The organism is Blautia sp. HCP3S3_C12 (genome assembly GCF_052064155.1).
In the GTDB taxonomy this organism is placed as follows: Bacteria; Bacillota; Clostridia; order Lachnospirales; family Lachnospiraceae; genus Blautia_A.
Genome location: NZ_JBQHWC010000002.1, coordinates 265,415 through 280,636 on the forward strand (window position 1 = coordinate 265,415; position 15,222 = coordinate 280,636).

Below are 15,222 nucleotides of genomic sequence, written 5' to 3' on the forward strand. Positions count from 1 at the left end.
GTTAAAATGTTCATTGTTGTGTATTAAATGAGATAGTGTATGCTCTAAAAAAGATAAACAGGAGTTAAATTTATGAATATGTTTTCAAAAGTATTCGGGAGCCGCAGCCAGCGAGAGGTAAAGCGTATTATGCCTTTGGTGGACAAGATTGAAAGTCTGCGCCCGGAGATGCAGAAGTTAAGTGATGAGGAACTGAAAGGAAAGACCAGAGAGTTTAAGAAACGTCTGGAAGAGGGAGAGACACTGGATGATCTTCTTCCGGAGGCATTCGCAGTTGTTCGTGAGGCCGGCAAGCGTGTTCTGGGCATGGAGCATTTCCGCGTACAGCTTATCGGTGGTATTATTCTCCACCAGGGTCGTATTGCAGAGATGAGAACCGGTGAAGGTAAAACTCTGGTAGCTACTCTTCCCTCTTACCTGAATGCCTTGGAGGGTAAAGGTGTGCATATCGTAACTGTCAATGATTACCTGGCAAAGCGTGATGCAGATGAGATGGGACAGATCCACAGATTCCTGGGACTGACAGTAGGCGTTGTACTGAATGATATGAAGCAGGATGAGCGTCGTGCTGCATATAACTGTGATATTACTTATGTCACCAATAATGAGCTTGGTTTCGATTATCTGCGTGACAACATGGTTATCTATAAAGAACAGCTGGTTCAGAGAGATCTGCACTACTGTATCATCGATGAGGTGGACTCCATTCTTATCGACGAGGCACGTACCCCTCTTATTATTTCCGGACAGAGCGGTAAGTCAACCAAGTTATACGAGGCTTGCGATATCCTTGCGCAGCAGTTAGAGCGTGGTGAAGCCAGCCATGAGATGACTAAGATGGCAGCCATTATGGGTGAGGAGGTTATCGAGACCGGTGATTTCGTTGTAAATGAGAAGGATAAGATCGTCAATCTGACAGAGCAGGGTGTTCATAAAGTTGAAAAATTCTTCCATATTGAGAACCTGGCTGATCCGGAAAATCTGGAAATCCAGCATAATATTACTCTTGCACTTCGTGCACATAACCTGATGCATAAGGATCAGGATTATGTAGTAAAGGATGATGAGATCCTGATCGTAGATGAATTTACCGGACGTATTATGCCGGGCCGTCGTTATTCCGATGGACTTCATCAGGCAATTGAAGCAAAAGAGCATGTTAAGATCAAACGTGAGAGTAAGACTTTGGCAACTATTACATTCCAGAACTTCTTTAATAAATATGACAAGAAGGGTGGTATGACCGGTACAGCTATTACAGAGGAAAAAGAGTTCCGTGATATCTATGCAATGGACGTTGTTGAGATCCCGACTAACAGACCGGTTATCCGTGTTGATCATGAAGATGCTGTTTATATGACAAAGAAAGAGAAATTCAATGCAGTTGTCAATGCTGTAGTGGAGGCTCATGCAAAACAGCAGCCTGTACTGGTTGGTACAATTACAATTGAAACTTCTGAATTACTCAGCCGCATGCTGAAAAGACAGGGAATCAAGCATAATGTATTGAATGCCAAGTTCCATGAACTGGAGGCAGAGATCGTAGCACAGGCAGGTCAGGCAGGGGCAGTTACCATTGCCACTAACATGGCTGGCCGTGGTACGGATATTAAGCTGGATGATGTGGCAAGAAATGCCGGTGGCCTGATGATCATCGGTACAGAGCGTCATGAATCCAGACGTATTGACAATCAGCTCCGTGGACGTTCCGGTCGACAGGGAGACCCGGGTGAATCCCGTTTCTACATCTCTCTGGAGGATGACCTGATGCGTCTGTTTGGTTCTGAGAGACTGATGAAGATCTTTACTTCTCTGGGTGTTGCAGAGAATGAGCAGATTGAGCATAAGATGCTTTCCAATGCTATTGAGAAAGCACAGGAGAAGATTGAGTTTAATAACTTTGGTATTCGTAAAAATCTTCTGGATTATGACCAGGTTAATAATGAACAGCGTGAGATCATTTACAAAGAGCGTCGTCAGGTGCTGGATGGTGAGAACATGCGGGATGCTATTTACAATATGATCCAGGATACAGTAGACAGCTATGTGGATATGTGCTTCTCTGATGATGTAGATTCTGAAGAGTGGGATCTGAATGAATTCAACGGAGCTATCAGCCCGATCATTCCTCTCAAACCTCTGACACCGGAGAGTGTAAAGGGCAAGAGAAGAAATGAGATCAAGCATGAACTGAAGGAAGAGGCTGTGAAGCTTTACGAAACAAAAGAAGCTGAGTTCCCGGAACCGGAGCAGCTTCGTGAGCTGGAGCGTGTAGTTCTGCTGAAGAGCATTGACAGCAAATGGATGGATCATATTGATGATATGGAAATCCTTCGTCAGGGTATTGGACTGGCAGCTTATGGACAGAGAGATCCGGTTGTTGAGTACAAGATGAATGCCTTTGATATGTTTAATGAAATGATCAATTCTATCCAGGAGGATACTCTCCGTATGCTGTATCATGTACATGTAGAGCAGAAGATAGAGAGAGAGCAGGTTGCCAAGGTTACCGGAACCAACAAAGATGACAGCGGTGTGAAGAAGCCGGTTCAGAGAAAGGAAATCAAGGTATACCCAAATGATCCGTGTCCATGTGGAAGCGGAAAGAAATATAAACAGTGCTGCGGACGCAAGAAACCAGCCTGATGCTGATGTGTTAAATCATATCAACAGGGGGAAATTATTATGAAAAGAGAGTCTTTTGGCTCCCGTCTTGGCTTTATCCTGGTGTCTGCAGGATGTGCCATTGGTATAGGAAATGTGTGGAAGTTTCCATATATATGCGGAGCATATGGTGGAGCAGCCTTTATTTTGATTTATTTGTGTTTCCTGGTAATCCTGGGAATTCCGGTGCTGGTGTCAGAGTTTGCTGTAGGTCGTGGAAGCCATGTCAGTGTTGCAAAATGCTTTGACAGGCTGGCACCGGAGGGAACCTGCTGGAAACCTCTGAAATACATAGGCATTATCGGCTGCTATATGCTGATGATGTTTTACACTACCGTAGGCGGATGGATGCTGTATTACTGCTTCAAAAGCCTGCGGGGAGATTTTGTGGGAGCGGATACCGAGGCTGTTGCAGGGGCTTTTTCTAATATGATGGGAGATGCACCTACCATGATCCTGTGGATGGTGATTGTCTGTGTAATAGGCTTTATCGTCTGCTTCATGGGATTGCAGAATGGTATTGAGAAAATTACCAAGGTAATGATGAGCGCTTTGCTGATCATTATGCTGGTCCTGGCAGTTCATTCTGTGATGATGGACGGAGCCGGTGAGGGAATTAAATTCTACCTTATTCCTGACTTTCAGAAAATCAGAGATGCAGGACTGGGAAATGTGATCTTTGCGGCATTGAGCCAGTCGTTCTTTACTCTGTCCATAGGTATCGGTGCCATGCTGATCTTCGGAAGCTATCTGGATAAATCCAGAAGTCTCACAGGGGAGGCTGTAAGCATTACAGTGCTGGATACCTTTGTGGCACTGACAGCAGGATTTATTATTATCCCGGCATGTTTTTCCTATGGAATCCAGCCGGATGCAGGCCCAAGCCTGATTTTTATCACTTTGCCCAATATTTTTGCGAAAATGAGCGGAGGGGTGCTGTGGGGAAGCCTGTTTTTCCTTTTCCTCAGTTTTGCAGCGATTTCAACGATCATTGCTGTATTTGAGAATCTGATCGCATTTAATATGGAAATGTTTGGATGGAATCGTAAGAAAAGTGTATTGGTGTGTGCGATTCTGGTAATATTGTTAAGTCTTCCATGTGTGCTGGGATTCAATGTATGGTCCGGTATTCAGCCTTTGGGAGAGGGAAGCACCATTATGGATCTGGAGGATTTTATTGTCTCCAATAACCTTCTGCCACTGGGCAGTCTGGGATATCTTTTGTTCTGTACCAGAAAAAATGGCTGGGGATGGGATAATTTTATTGCAGAAGCCAATGCAGGTGCAGGAATGAAATTTCCCAAGAGCCTGAGAGGTTATGTAGCTTATGGCATTCCCGCTATTGTAATCGTGATTTATCTTAAGGGATATTATGATAAATTTGTAGGTATGGGAGCAGGAGTGCTGGCTGGCTGGATGATCGTAGCACTGGCACTGCTTGGTTTTGTGTTTTATTGTGCATTTGGCACAAGGAAAAGAAAAAGATAAATTAATGTAAGAGAAAAAGCAGCAGATCACTCTGGGATGACTCAGAGGGTCTGCTGCTTTTTGGATGCTCCGGGAGACTGTTGGAATTGTTTGCGGTAGGCTCTGGAAAAAGTACTGTATTCTGCAAAACCACTTTCCTGGGCGGCTTTGATCACAGGCATTCCCTGGTCAATAAGGGATCTGGCCATAAGAAGGCGTTTGCTTACGATATAGTTGTGAAGGGTATATCCGGTTTCTTCTTTGAATTTGCGCATAAGATGATATTTACTTACATAATATCTGGCTGCAAGCTTTTCCACAGACAGATCTGCCTGCAGATTGTGATTGATATACTGGAGAAGGCTGGCAATCTGTGAGTCGTAGGAATAGGATTTCTTATCATAAATATATTGTTTTTCCAGAAAAATCCGGTTGAGATATACCATAAATTCCTGGAACAGCGCCTGGGTCAGGATCTCCTGTCCGAAGGCATGGGTTCTGGCAGAGTCTTCAAGCTGGAAGAGAGTTTCCTTTAATTTTTCCTGGAGATCGGAGCTCAGGCGGATAAGGTTGTAGCTGCGGTCTCTGGCCTTCTGGAAGCAGCTGAGCAGTTCCTGATGGGGAATATCATTCTGGATCCAGAGGATGAAGCGTTCATAGGAAACAGAAGAATCAATCTCCGGTCTGTGAATGGCATGTCTGTCTACAAGAAGAATATCCCAGGGCTTCAGAGGGTATGACCTGCCTTCAATATGGTAGGTGGCTTTGCCGGAGAGAAAGATCACCACTTTATGAAAATCATGATAATGCCAGGAAAACTCCCGGCTGGCCTGATCCCTGAGATGAAAAAGGCGGAAGGCTTCGTTGAGATATCCTGTTTTTTCGGATGGTTCATTTCGATCTGTGAAAAACATTTGTCTATCCTCCTTTCTATATCATATCATTTGCTCTTTTAATACTGCAAGAGTAAGATGAAAAAATATGCTATAAAAATATTGACATTAGATAAAGATAATAGTATCATAAAAACACAAAGTTAATAGAAAAGCTTTGTAACTATTTCGAATGGGTAAAGAAATAGAAAACTGAATAGGCAGGTGATGCGTATGGGAAAGACTGTGATATCAGGAAGTTGGTATGGCAGTCTTTTTTTGTTATTACCGCACTATTTGCAATATAAAGCGCAGTTTAATCTATATACATAGTAAAAAATTAAATATATAATAATAGAAAATAAAACTGGATGCAAAATATTTTTTGATTTTCGTTTCATTGTTAAGGTAAAGGGGAATAAAATTATGAATCATACAATTATTATGAGTAAATATCAAGGGCTTGGAAATGATTATCTGATCCTGGATCCAAAGAAAAACAAAGTTGAGCTTCAGGGAAAAAAGGTGGCACTTCTCTGCCAGAGAGGTTTTGGGCTTGGCGCAGATGGCGTGTTGTATGGACCGGTGGAGATGGAAGGAAAGCTGGGTGTCCGCATTTATAATGCAGATGGAAGTGAATCTGCGATCAGTGGTAACGGAGTACGTATTTTTGCCAAATATCTGATGGATCAGGGATATGTGACGGAGAAAAAATTTGATATTGAAACTCTGTCAGGAACTATTCATGTTGAATGTCTGAATGGCCGTGCCACGGAATTCCGGGTGAATATGGGCAAGGCTTCCTTTGTTTCCAGGGAAATTCCTGTAACAGGGGAAATGCGAGAAGTGATTAATGAATCCTTTATTTTTAATAAGAAGGAATATAAGGCTACCTGCCTGACTGTAGGAAATCCCCATTGTATTATTTTTACAGATCAGGTCAGCGAAGATCAAGTAAAGAACCTGGGACCTTATGTAGAAAATGCAGATGAATTTCCGGAGAGAATGAATCTGCAGATCTGCCATCAGATTGATAAAGGAAATCTGGATATTGAGATCTGGGAGAGGGGCTCCGGATATACCAAGGCTTCCGGTACCGGAAGCTGTGCAGCTGCAATGGCAGCCTATAAGCTGGGACTGGTAGAATCCAGGATTAATGTAAACCAGCCTGGCGGTATGATACAGATTGATATTGCAGAGGATGAGACTATCTACATGACAGGAACTGTAGGGTACATTGCAGATGTCAGTGTGGCAGAGAGCTTTTTCTCATAAGGATTGATATTTTCCATACAGATTTCATTTGTATTTTTTTCAATGGTATGCTATTATCTTTGGAGAGTTACCACCAGAGAGTGAGTAAATTGAAATAAAATAAGAAAGTGGGTGAAGCTGTGGTTGAATTAGATCAGTTCAAGAGCATTCTTGCAACATACACAGAACCATTAGTGGAAGTGAGGGATTCACTTTGACCTGGCTAATAAAGAGCAGAAGGTCGAAGAATTAGAGCGTGAGATGGAAGCGCCGGATTTCTGGGATGATGCAGAAGTTTCCCAGAAGAAGATGAAAGAATTAAAAGATATGAAGGATGACATGGAGACCTATCAGAGTCTGGTAACGCAGATGGAGGATATGGAAACCATGATTGAAATGGGTTATGAGGAGAACGATCCGGAATTGATTCCTGAGATTCAGGAAATGCTGGATGAATTCCAGAGGAACTTTGACAGTATCCGGATCAAGACTCTTCTTTCCGGAGAGTATGACAGTGAGAATGCCATTATCAAGCTGAATGCCGGAGCAGGTGGTACAGAGGCCTGTGACTGGTGTAGTATGCTTTACCGTATGTATTGCCGTTGGGCAGATAAGAAGGGATTTTCCATGGAGGTACTGGATTATCTGGACGGAGATGAGGCTGGTATTAAGTCAGTAACCTTCCAGGTGAACGGAACCAATGCCTATGGATATCTGAAATCTGAGAAGGGTGTACATCGTCTGGTACGTATTTCTCCTTTTAATGCTGCAGGTAAGCGTCAGACTTCTTTTGTATCCTGTGATGTTATGCCGGATATTGAGAAGGATCTGGATGTGGAGATCAATGATGAGGATATCCGTATTGATACCTACCGAAGCAGTGGCGCCGGCGGTCAGCATATCAACAAAACGTCTTCTGCTATCCGTATTACACATTTCCCTACAGGAATTGTGGTACAGTGTCAGAATGAACGTTCCCAGCATATGAATAAGGACAAAGCCATGCAGATGCTGAAAGCCAAACTGTATCTTCTCAAACAGCAGGAAGCGGAAGCAAAGCTTTCCGGTATCCGTGGAGAAGTGACAGATATCGGCTGGGGCAACCAGATCCGTTCTTACGTTATGCAGCCATATACTATGGTCAAGGATCATCGTACCAACGAGGAAACCGGAAACGTGGATGCAGTGCTGGATGGAGGCATTGATCTTTTCATCAATGCATATCTGAAATGGATCGCACTGAAGAAATAAGCGCATTTAGAGATTGAGTGTCTGAAGCTGCTGTCAATGTGTCTGTTGCGGCAGCTTCTTTTATTTATAAAATGATTGCAGATTTAATTCGTGTATGGTAACATATCCAGTGTATAAAAACAAATGTCTTTAAGAAACAGACAGGAGAGAGATATGTCAAAAACTCCAGCAGAAAAGAAGAAATATTATGTGGTGAGGGAGCGGGCAGTGCCTGAAGTCCTTCTGAAAGTAGTAGAGGCGAAAAAGCTTCTGGATTCCGGTAAAGTCAGCACAGTTCAGGACGCAGCAGAGCAGACCGATATCAGCAGGAGCTCCTTTTACAAATATAAGGATGATATATTCCCATTCCATGAGGAAACCAAGGGAAAAACCATCACATTTATCATCCAGATGGATGATGAGCCCGGACTTTTGTCCGTTGTCCTGCAGACAATTGCCCGGTTTCACGGAAATATCCTTACCATTCATCAGAGTATTCCCATCAATGGAGTGGCAACACTTACATTGAGTGTGGATATTCTTCCGGGTGAGGGAGATGCAGAGGGAATGGTAGATACCATTGAGCACAGTGAGGGAATTCACTATCTGAAAATATTAGGCAGGGAGTAAAAAAATGATCAATGTAGCAGTTTTAGGATACGGCACAGTAGGCAGCGGTGTGGTAGAGGTTATCAATACAAACCACGAGAGTATTAACAAACGTGCCGGACAGGAAATCAATGTTAAATATGTTCTTGATCTGAGGGATTTTCCGGGAGATCCGGTGGAGAAAATCCTGGTTCACGATTACGAACAGATTGTTAATGATCCGGAAGTGGATATTGTTGTGGAAGTAATGGGAGGCGTGGAGCCTGCGTATACTTTTGTCAAAAAAGCACTTCTGGCAGGAAAAAATGTCTGTACCTCCAATAAGGCACTGGTTGCGGACAAGGGACGCGAGCTGATGGATATTGCCAGAGAAAAGAGTATTAATTTCTTATTTGAGGCAAGCTGCGGCGGCGGTATTCCGATTATCCGTGTGATCAATTCTTCTCTTACCGGAGATGAGATCGATGAGGTAACAGGTATCCTTAATGGTACTACGAATTACATGCTTTATAAAATGAGTACAGAGGGCTGTGAGTTTGATACTGTTTTAAAGGAAGCACAGCAGAAAGGCTACGCGGAAGCAGATCCCACAGCAGATGTAGAGGGATATGATGCATGCCGCAAAATAGCAATCTTGTCTTCTCTGGCATACAGTGAATATTTTGATTATAAGGATATTTATACAGAGGGCATCACAAAAATTACGCCTGAGGATATGGAGTATGCTGCAAAGCTGGGCAGAACCATTAAACTTTTGGGCACAAGCCGCAGAAATGCAGATGGTACCTGTTATGCAATGGTAGCTCCCTTCCTGATCGGCAGGGACAGTCCGCTTTACAGTGTGAATGATGTATTTAATGCAGTCTTTGTACATGGAAATATGCTGGGAGATGCAATGTTCTATGGAAGTGGTGCAGGTAAGCTTCCTACTGCAAGCGCAGTAGTGGGAGATATTGTAGACGCTGCTAAGCATCTCCATACTAATATTTTTACCAACTGGAACAGTACTCCTGCAAAGTTGAGACCACTGGATCAGGTATCCGGAAGATTTTTTGTAAGAGTCAAAAAAGAAGCTGCAGAGGAAGCGAAGGAAGTATTTGAAAATGCAGAGATGATCTGTCTGGATCAGCTGCCGGAGGAATGTGCTTTTATTACAACGGACATGACACAGGGAGAATTTTGTGCGAAGGCTGAAAAGCTGGGGGATAAAGTCCTTGCAAAAATCAGAGTGAAAGACTGATATAGGGATAATGGAGGAAGTAAGAAATAATGTTGATTGTCAAGAAATTTGGCGGAACTTCTGTTGCAAATAAAGAACGTATTTTCAATGTGGCTGCCCGCTGTATTGAAGAGTACAGGAAGGGAAACGATGTGGTGGTAGTTCTGTCTGCAATGGGAAAATATACAGATGAACTGATCACTATGGCAAAGGATGTAAATGAGAAACCTCCTAAAAGAGAGATGGATATGCTTTTTACCATCGGAGAGCAGATGTCTGTGGCATTGATGGCTATGGCACTGGACAAACTGGGAATTCCCGCTGTATCCCTGAATGCTTTTCAGGTTTCCATGCATACTACCAGTACCCATGGGAATGCAAGACTGAAAAGAATTGATACAGAACGTATTAAAAGAGAACTGGAAAACAGGAAAATTGTAGTTGTCACCGGTTTTCAGGGAGTCAATAAATATGATGACTATACTACTCTGGGAAGAGGCGGTTCCGATACAACAGCAGTAGCTCTGGCAGCAGCACTCCATGCAGATGCCTGCGAGATCTATACGGATGTGGATGGTGTATACACTGCAGACCCGCGTAAGGTTCCAAAGGCGAGAAAGCTTAAGGAGATCACTTATGATGAGATGCTGGATCTGGCAACTCTTGGTGCAGGGGTACTTCATAACCGTTCCGTGGAAATGGCCAAAAAATATGGAGTGCCGCTGGTTGTGCGCTCCAGCCTGAATAACAGCGAGGGAACTGTAGTAAAGGAGGAAGTTACAGTGGAAAGAATGTTGATCAGCGGTGTGGCGCTGGATACAGATGCAGTGCGGATCGCAGTAATCGGATTGAAGGACACCCCCGGTGTTGCTTTTAAATTATTTGATACACTTGCAAAAAAGAATATCAATGTAGATGTAATCCTGCAGTCTATCGGACGTGCGGGTACCAAGGATATCTCCTTTACGGTCAATGAGAATGATCTGGATGATGCCATGGCAGTGCTGGAAGCAAATCAGGCACGTCTGGGATATGTGGAGCTCCATGCAGAGAGAAATATCGCCAAGCTTTCTATCGTAGGTGCGGGGATGATGAGTAATCCCGGTGTTGCCGCAAAAATGTTTGAAAGCCTTTATAATGAAGGTGTAAATATTAATATGATCTCCACCTCTGAAATCCGTGTAACTGTGCTGATCAGTGAGAAGGATGGAGTACGTGCCATGAATGCAGTACATGATGCATTTAATCTGGCAGACTGACAGAACTGAATCAGGCAAATAGTGAAGCGGATGATTTATCCGCTGATGATAAGAATCCTGCAAAACCTGCGGCGTTATAAAGATTATGACATCGCAGGTTAGTTATTGAAGAGGAGTTTTTCATGACACCAACAAAAGAATTAAAGAAACGTGCCCGGGAGGCATTGGCAGAAAAGATGGGAACCGTGATCCTGGCGTTTGTTGTATTGATCATTTTAAGTTTTGGAAGCGGATGGATTTCCAACACATTGTTTCCGGAAAATTCTAAGCTGAATATAGCTTTGGGATATGTATTCAGTTTTATTATCAGTATTCTGATCAACGTGATTTCGGCAGGAATGCTCTATATGTACCTGAATATTGCCAGAAACAAAGAGTTTTCACTGAATGATCTGTTTTATTTTTTTAAGAAATATCCGGACAGAGTGATCACAGCAACCTTTGTGCTGGCATTTATCAATGTGCTGACCATGCTTCCGTATACGATCTATGGATATTCACTTCCCACAGACATCTCAGATATGAATCTGCTGATGGAGATGGCTGTGAAAAGTGGGGTGCTGATGATTATCGGAACTGTTGTTTATGAGATCATTACGATTCCGCTGGAAATGACCTATTATATTCTGGCCGATAATCCTCAGACAAAGGGGATGGATGCACTGAAGGAAAGCATAGAGATGATGAGAGGGAATTTTTGGAGATATTTTCTGCTGAAGCTTAGCTTTGTTCCACTTATGTTCCTTTCTGTTTTTACATTTTATATTGCACTTTTATGGATCATGCCTTATATGACTATGACAGAGACCATGTTCTACCGTGATCTGAAAGGGGAATTGAAGAGATCGGGAGAAACTGAGCCTCCGACTTATGGTTATCAGTCGGAACCATACTTTAAATCTGTGGATACAGAGGCGGAGGCAATTGTAAATCCAGAGGCAGACCAGGATGACAGAGCTGAGAAGGCAGACTTATGGAATATACAGCCGGATTCTGAATCCCGGGAAAGTGCGGATAACAAAAGCACAGAACAGCCACAGACGGCAGAGGAGATTCAGGAGGAAAAGAAACCTCAGGAAGAACAACCGGAGGAAGAGGACAACGAGCCAAAACCCTGGGATGAATACTTTAACCGAATCAAGTAAGCATTATACAGTAAACCGATAAGAGGAGAATAGAAGAAACTATATGGATATTATTCAGGTAATTACACAGGAATTAAAAGTAGAAAAATGGCAGGTGGAAGCTGCAGTCAAGCTGATTGACGAGGGAAACACGATCCCCTTTATTTCACGATACAGAAAAGAGGCCACAGGTTCTCTGAATGATGAGCAGCTCCGTACCCTTTATGAGAGACTGTCTTATCTGAGAAATCTGGAGGATAAGAAGAATCAGGTATTAAAGAGCATTGAGGATCAGGGTAAACTGACAGCTGAGCTGAAGAAACAGATTTTGGATGCCCAGACCCTGGTAGTGGTAGAGGATCTTTATCGTCCATACCGTCCGAAACGCCGCACCCGTGCTACCATTGCAAAAGAGAAGGGACTGGAGCCTCTGGCTGATATTATCCTGCAGCAGATGACAGAAAAGACAGTGGAAGAGGAAGCAGAAGCCTATGTTTCTGAAGAAAAGGGCGTTAAGAATGTAAAAGAGGCTTTAAACGGCGCAAAAGATATTATTGCAGAGCGTATTTCCGATGAGGCAGATTACCGTATTTATATCCGTAATCTCACAGCGAAAAACGGAAGTATTTCCTCCACAGCCAAGGATCCGGAAGCGCAGTCTGTATATGAAATGTATTATGATTTCGAAGAGCCGGTGAAAAAGCTTGCAGGTCACAGAATTCTGGCATTAAACAGAGGAGAAAAGGAAAAATTTATCACTGTAAAGGTGAACGCACCGGAGGAGGATATTCTCCGCTATCTGAACAAAAGAGTGATCACCGGTGATAATCCTAATACTACCCCTATTCTGAAGGAAGTGACAGAGGACAGCTATAAGCGTCTTATTGGTCCGGCAATTGAGAGAGAAATCCGCAGTGACCTTACAGACAAGGCAGAGGATGGTGCTATCCATGTATTTGGCAAAAATCTGGAGCAGCTTCTCATGCAGCCTCCAATTGCAGGGAAAGTTGTGCTGGGCTGGGACCCTGCATTCCGTACAGGCTGCAAGCTGGCTGTTGTAGATGCAACCGGAAAGGTTCTGGATACCACAGTGGTATATCCTACAGCGCCTACCACAGAGAAGAAGATCCGTGCTGCCAAGGACACGGTAGAGAAAATGATCGATAAATATGGGGTTTCCCTGATTTCTGTAGGTAATGGAACTGCCTGCCGTGAATCTGAGCAGGTGATCGTAGATATGCTTAAGGAGATTCCGGAGAAGAAGGTACAGTATGTGATCACCAACGAGGCAGGTGCTTCTGTATATTCTGCAAGTAAGCTTGCCACAGAGGAATTCCCTAACTTTGATGTGGGACAGAGAAGTGCAGCTTCCATTGCCAGACGAGTACAGGATCCGCTGGCTGAGCTGGTAAAGATCGACCCAAAATCCATTGGTGTAGGCCAGTATCAGCATGATATGAACCAGAAAAAGCTGGATGAGGCTTTGAGTGGTGTGGTAGAAGACTGCGTAAATAAGGTTGGCGTTGATTTGAATACAGCGTCTGCTTCCCTATTGGAGTATATTTCAGGTATCAGTAAGGTGATCGCAAAGAATATTGTAGCTTACAGAGAGGAAAATGGACAGTTTACAGACCGAAAAGAGCTTCTCAAGGTTGCTAAATTAGGACCAAAGGCATATGAACAGTGTGCCGGTTTCATGCGTATTTCAGGAGGAAAGAATCCGCTGGATGCTACCAGCGTACATCCTGAGAGCTATGCGGCTGCAGGTGCACTTCTGGATAAGCTGGGCTACAAGACAAAGGATGTTGCAGCAGGAAATCTGCTGGGGCTTTCACTTCTGGTAAGAGATTATAAGAAGATGGCCAAAGAACTTGGAATCGGTGAGATCACCCTCAGGGATATTGTGAAGGAGCTGGAGAAGCCGGCCCGTGACCCTCGTGAGGATATGCCCAAGCCAATTCTCCGCTCTGATGTGCTGGAAATGAAAGACCTGAAGGAAGGAATGATTCTGAAGGGAACCGTCCGTAATGTTATTGATTTCGGTGCTTTCGTAGATATCGGCGTACATCAGGACGGTCTGGTACATATCTCCCAGATGACAGAGAGATTCATCAAGCACCCACTGGAAGCAGTGAGCGTGGGAGATGTTGTGGATGTAAAGGTAATTGGCGTTGATCTGAAGAAGAAACGTATCAGCCTGTCTATGAAGGGGCTAAATTAATGAAAGCTTTGCTGCCTGTGTATCTGTTATTCTGCCTTTTCACGGTGTGAGGTAAGGTGCTCTTCCAGGCAGCGGGCGGCAATACTCTGGGGACGCTTTACATTGCGGATCAGACAGATCTTTCGTTCGGGCAAAGCTTCCAGAAGAGGGATCTGTACAACTTTTCCCATGGCAATATGTTCTGCAGACAGAGCCTCCGGGAAAAAGCCAATGCCCAGGTTGTGCTGGATCAGGGGGAATACCTGATCTGTGGTGGCAACCTCCATATCCGGTGAAAAGGGCAGATTGTGACGCATAAAAAATTGAGTATAAAGCTCATGAGTGCTGGTACCGGGACCGATTCCCACCAGAGGGATATCCTGGAGATCTGCCAGGTGATGAGGAGTGGAGGCTATATCTGCAAATTCCGGTCCTCCCAGCAGAATCTCGCGGAAAGAAAAGAGGGGGATTCTCTGCAGTGGCTTTTTCAATGCAATAGGTGTGGTGATCACTGCAAAATCCACCAGACCATTTTCCAAAGCCTGTATTGCCTGTGGCGTGGAGTGGTTGGAGATGCGCAGCTTTACATGGGGATACTGGTGATGAAAGGATTCCAGTTCTGTCAGCAGGATCAGACGGAGGGCAGTTTCGCTGGCTCCGATATTTACCAGACCGCTTTCCAGACCCTTTTCTTTCAGAAGTTCATTTTCTCCGGCCACAAGCTGCTCCATGGCGATGGACACATGGTTATGAAGGCGTTCTCCTTCTACTGTAAGCTGGACACCTCTGTTGGAGCGGATGAACAGTTTGCAGCCCAGCTCATTTTCCAGAATGTTCATACAGCGGGTAATATTGGGCTGATTATTTCCCATTACCTCGGCAGCTTTGGAAAAGCTTTTATATTGAGCAACATAGTAAAAAATACGATAGTAATCAAGGATCATGCTTTATAAACTCCTTCTTAAATATATAAATTTGTGATAACTGATATAGAAATTTTATGTTGGTATTCAGATGTGGTAACAAGTATAATACCACGTGGACGAAAAAGCAACAAAAAAGTATAAAATCAGGAGATTATGAAATATGAAAGAGACAAACAAAATGATCAGGATCAATGATGTGGAAGAAGCAAAGAAGCTGGTAAGTGCGGCAGTGAAATGTCCCTTTGATATTGATATTGTAGCAAAAGGAAAGCTTTTTATTGATGCTAAGTCTATTCTGGGTGTGTTAAGTCTGGGGGTGGAAGAGCCGCTGGAGCTGAAATATGATGGCTTTGATGAGAATTTTGAGGCAGTTGTCCTGAGTCTGCAGAGCTGAGGGA

12 protein-coding genes are annotated in these 15,222 nt (G+C 43.7%); 10 read left to right on the forward strand and 2 right to left on the reverse strand.

Annotated features, from left to right (window positions below; translation table 11 throughout):
* Nucleotides 1–72: 72 nt before the first annotated feature.
* Together secA and ACTNDS_RS03390 are read left to right on the forward strand one after the other, a co-directional pair.
* The gene (secA, locus tag ACTNDS_RS03385) at nt 73–2,646 is read left to right on the forward strand and encodes a preprotein translocase subunit SecA (protein WP_441033653.1); all 2,574 of its coding nucleotides are present in this window, start codon (nt 73–75) and stop codon (nt 2,644–2,646) included.
* Between the two features lie 39 nt (nt 2,647–2,685).
* Entirely contained in the window at nt 2,686–4,152 is a 1,467-nt protein-coding gene (locus ACTNDS_RS03390; protein WP_441033656.1) for a sodium-dependent transporter, read from the forward strand.
* Nucleotides 4,153–4,193: 41 nt separating this feature from the next.
* Here the strand turns inward: ACTNDS_RS03390 and ACTNDS_RS03395 are convergent, their stop codons facing one another.
* The gene (locus ACTNDS_RS03395) at nt 4,194–5,045 is read right to left on the reverse strand and encodes a helix-turn-helix domain-containing protein (RefSeq protein WP_433844830.1); all 852 of its coding nucleotides are present in this window, start codon (nt 5,043–5,045) and stop codon (nt 4,194–4,196) included.
* Nucleotides 5,046–5,429: 384 nt separating this feature from the next.
* On the opposite strand from ACTNDS_RS03395, the gene dapF reads away from it, so the two are divergent.
* From dapF to ACTNDS_RS03430, 7 genes are all read left to right on the forward strand, one after another.
* Nucleotides 5,430–6,278 carry a diaminopimelate epimerase gene (dapF, locus tag ACTNDS_RS03400; protein WP_173743591.1) on the forward strand — a complete coding sequence of 283 codons (849 nt, stop codon included), beginning with the start codon at nt 5,430–5,432 and terminating at the stop codon, nt 6,276–6,278.
* Between the two features lie 119 nt (nt 6,279–6,397).
* A protein-coding gene (gene prfB, locus ACTNDS_RS03405; RefSeq protein WP_173743590.1) for a peptide chain release factor 2 occupies nt 6,398–7,508 on the forward strand; the annotation gives its coding sequence in 2 pieces (ribosomal slippage) (nt 6,398–6,472 and nt 6,474–7,508; 1,110 coding nt in all).
* Nucleotides 7,509–7,661: 153 nt separating this feature from the next.
* Entirely contained in the window at nt 7,662–8,117 is a 456-nt protein-coding gene (locus ACTNDS_RS03410) for an ACT domain-containing protein (protein WP_019162909.1), read from the forward strand.
* A 4-nt stretch (nt 8,118–8,121) separates the two neighbouring features.
* Nucleotides 8,122–9,336 (forward strand): homoserine dehydrogenase, encoded by a 1,215-nt coding sequence (locus tag ACTNDS_RS03415; protein WP_173743588.1) that lies wholly within the window; start codon nt 8,122–8,124, stop codon nt 9,334–9,336.
* A 29-nt stretch (nt 9,337–9,365) separates the two neighbouring features.
* The gene (locus ACTNDS_RS03420) at nt 9,366–10,574 is read left to right on the forward strand and encodes an aspartate kinase (RefSeq protein WP_173743587.1); all 1,209 of its coding nucleotides are present in this window, start codon (nt 9,366–9,368) and stop codon (nt 10,572–10,574) included.
* Nucleotides 10,575–10,696: 122 nt separating this feature from the next.
* Nucleotides 10,697–11,719 carry a DUF975 family protein gene (locus ACTNDS_RS03425; RefSeq protein WP_441033662.1) on the forward strand — a complete coding sequence of 341 codons (1,023 nt, stop codon included), beginning with the start codon at nt 10,697–10,699 and terminating at the stop codon, nt 11,717–11,719.
* A gap of 43 nt (nt 11,720–11,762) precedes the next feature.
* Entirely contained in the window at nt 11,763–13,919 is a 2,157-nt protein-coding gene (locus ACTNDS_RS03430; RefSeq protein ID WP_441033665.1) for a Tex family protein, read from the forward strand.
* 26 nt (nt 13,920–13,945) lie between these two features.
* Here the strand turns inward: ACTNDS_RS03430 and ACTNDS_RS03435 are convergent, their stop codons facing one another.
* Nucleotides 13,946–14,842 carry a LysR family transcriptional regulator gene (locus tag ACTNDS_RS03435; protein ID WP_441033668.1) on the reverse strand — a complete coding sequence of 299 codons (897 nt, stop codon included), beginning with the start codon at nt 14,840–14,842 and terminating at the stop codon, nt 13,946–13,948.
* 142 nt (nt 14,843–14,984) lie between these two features.
* Here ACTNDS_RS03435 and ACTNDS_RS03440 point away from each other — a divergent pair, with 142 nt between their 5' ends.
* Nucleotides 14,985–15,218 carry an HPr family phosphocarrier protein gene (locus ACTNDS_RS03440; RefSeq protein ID WP_441033670.1) on the forward strand — a complete coding sequence of 78 codons (234 nt, stop codon included), beginning with the start codon at nt 14,985–14,987 and terminating at the stop codon, nt 15,216–15,218.
* Nucleotides 15,219–15,222: the final 4 nt, after the last annotated feature.

Excerpts from the sequence above, each read along its gene's own strand:
- secA (WP_441033653.1), top strand. The coding sequence starts at position 73 with ATGAATATGTTTTCAAAAGTATTCGGGAGCCGCAGCCAGCGAGAGGTA.
- ACTNDS_RS03390 (WP_441033656.1), top strand. The coding sequence starts at position 2,686 with ATGAAAAGAGAGTCTTTTGGCTCCCGTCTTGGCTTTATCCTGGTGTCT.
- ACTNDS_RS03395 (WP_433844830.1), bottom strand. The coding sequence starts at position 5,045 with ATGTTTTTCACAGATCGAAATGAACCATCCGAAAAAACAGGATATCTC.
- dapF (WP_173743591.1), top strand. The coding sequence starts at position 5,430 with ATGAATCATACAATTATTATGAGTAAATATCAAGGGCTTGGAAATGAT.
- ACTNDS_RS03410 (WP_019162909.1), top strand. The coding sequence starts at position 7,662 with ATGTCAAAAACTCCAGCAGAAAAGAAGAAATATTATGTGGTGAGGGAG.
- ACTNDS_RS03415 (WP_173743588.1), top strand. The coding sequence starts at position 8,122 with ATGATCAATGTAGCAGTTTTAGGATACGGCACAGTAGGCAGCGGTGTG.
- ACTNDS_RS03420 (WP_173743587.1), top strand. The coding sequence starts at position 9,366 with ATGTTGATTGTCAAGAAATTTGGCGGAACTTCTGTTGCAAATAAAGAA.
- ACTNDS_RS03425 (WP_441033662.1), top strand. The coding sequence starts at position 10,697 with ATGACACCAACAAAAGAATTAAAGAAACGTGCCCGGGAGGCATTGGCA.
- ACTNDS_RS03430 (WP_441033665.1), top strand. The coding sequence starts at position 11,763 with ATGGATATTATTCAGGTAATTACACAGGAATTAAAAGTAGAAAAATGG.
- ACTNDS_RS03435 (WP_441033668.1), bottom strand. The coding sequence starts at position 14,842 with ATGATCCTTGATTACTATCGTATTTTTTACTATGTTGCTCAATATAAA.
- ACTNDS_RS03440 (WP_441033670.1), top strand. The coding sequence starts at position 14,985 with ATGAAAGAGACAAACAAAATGATCAGGATCAATGATGTGGAAGAAGCA.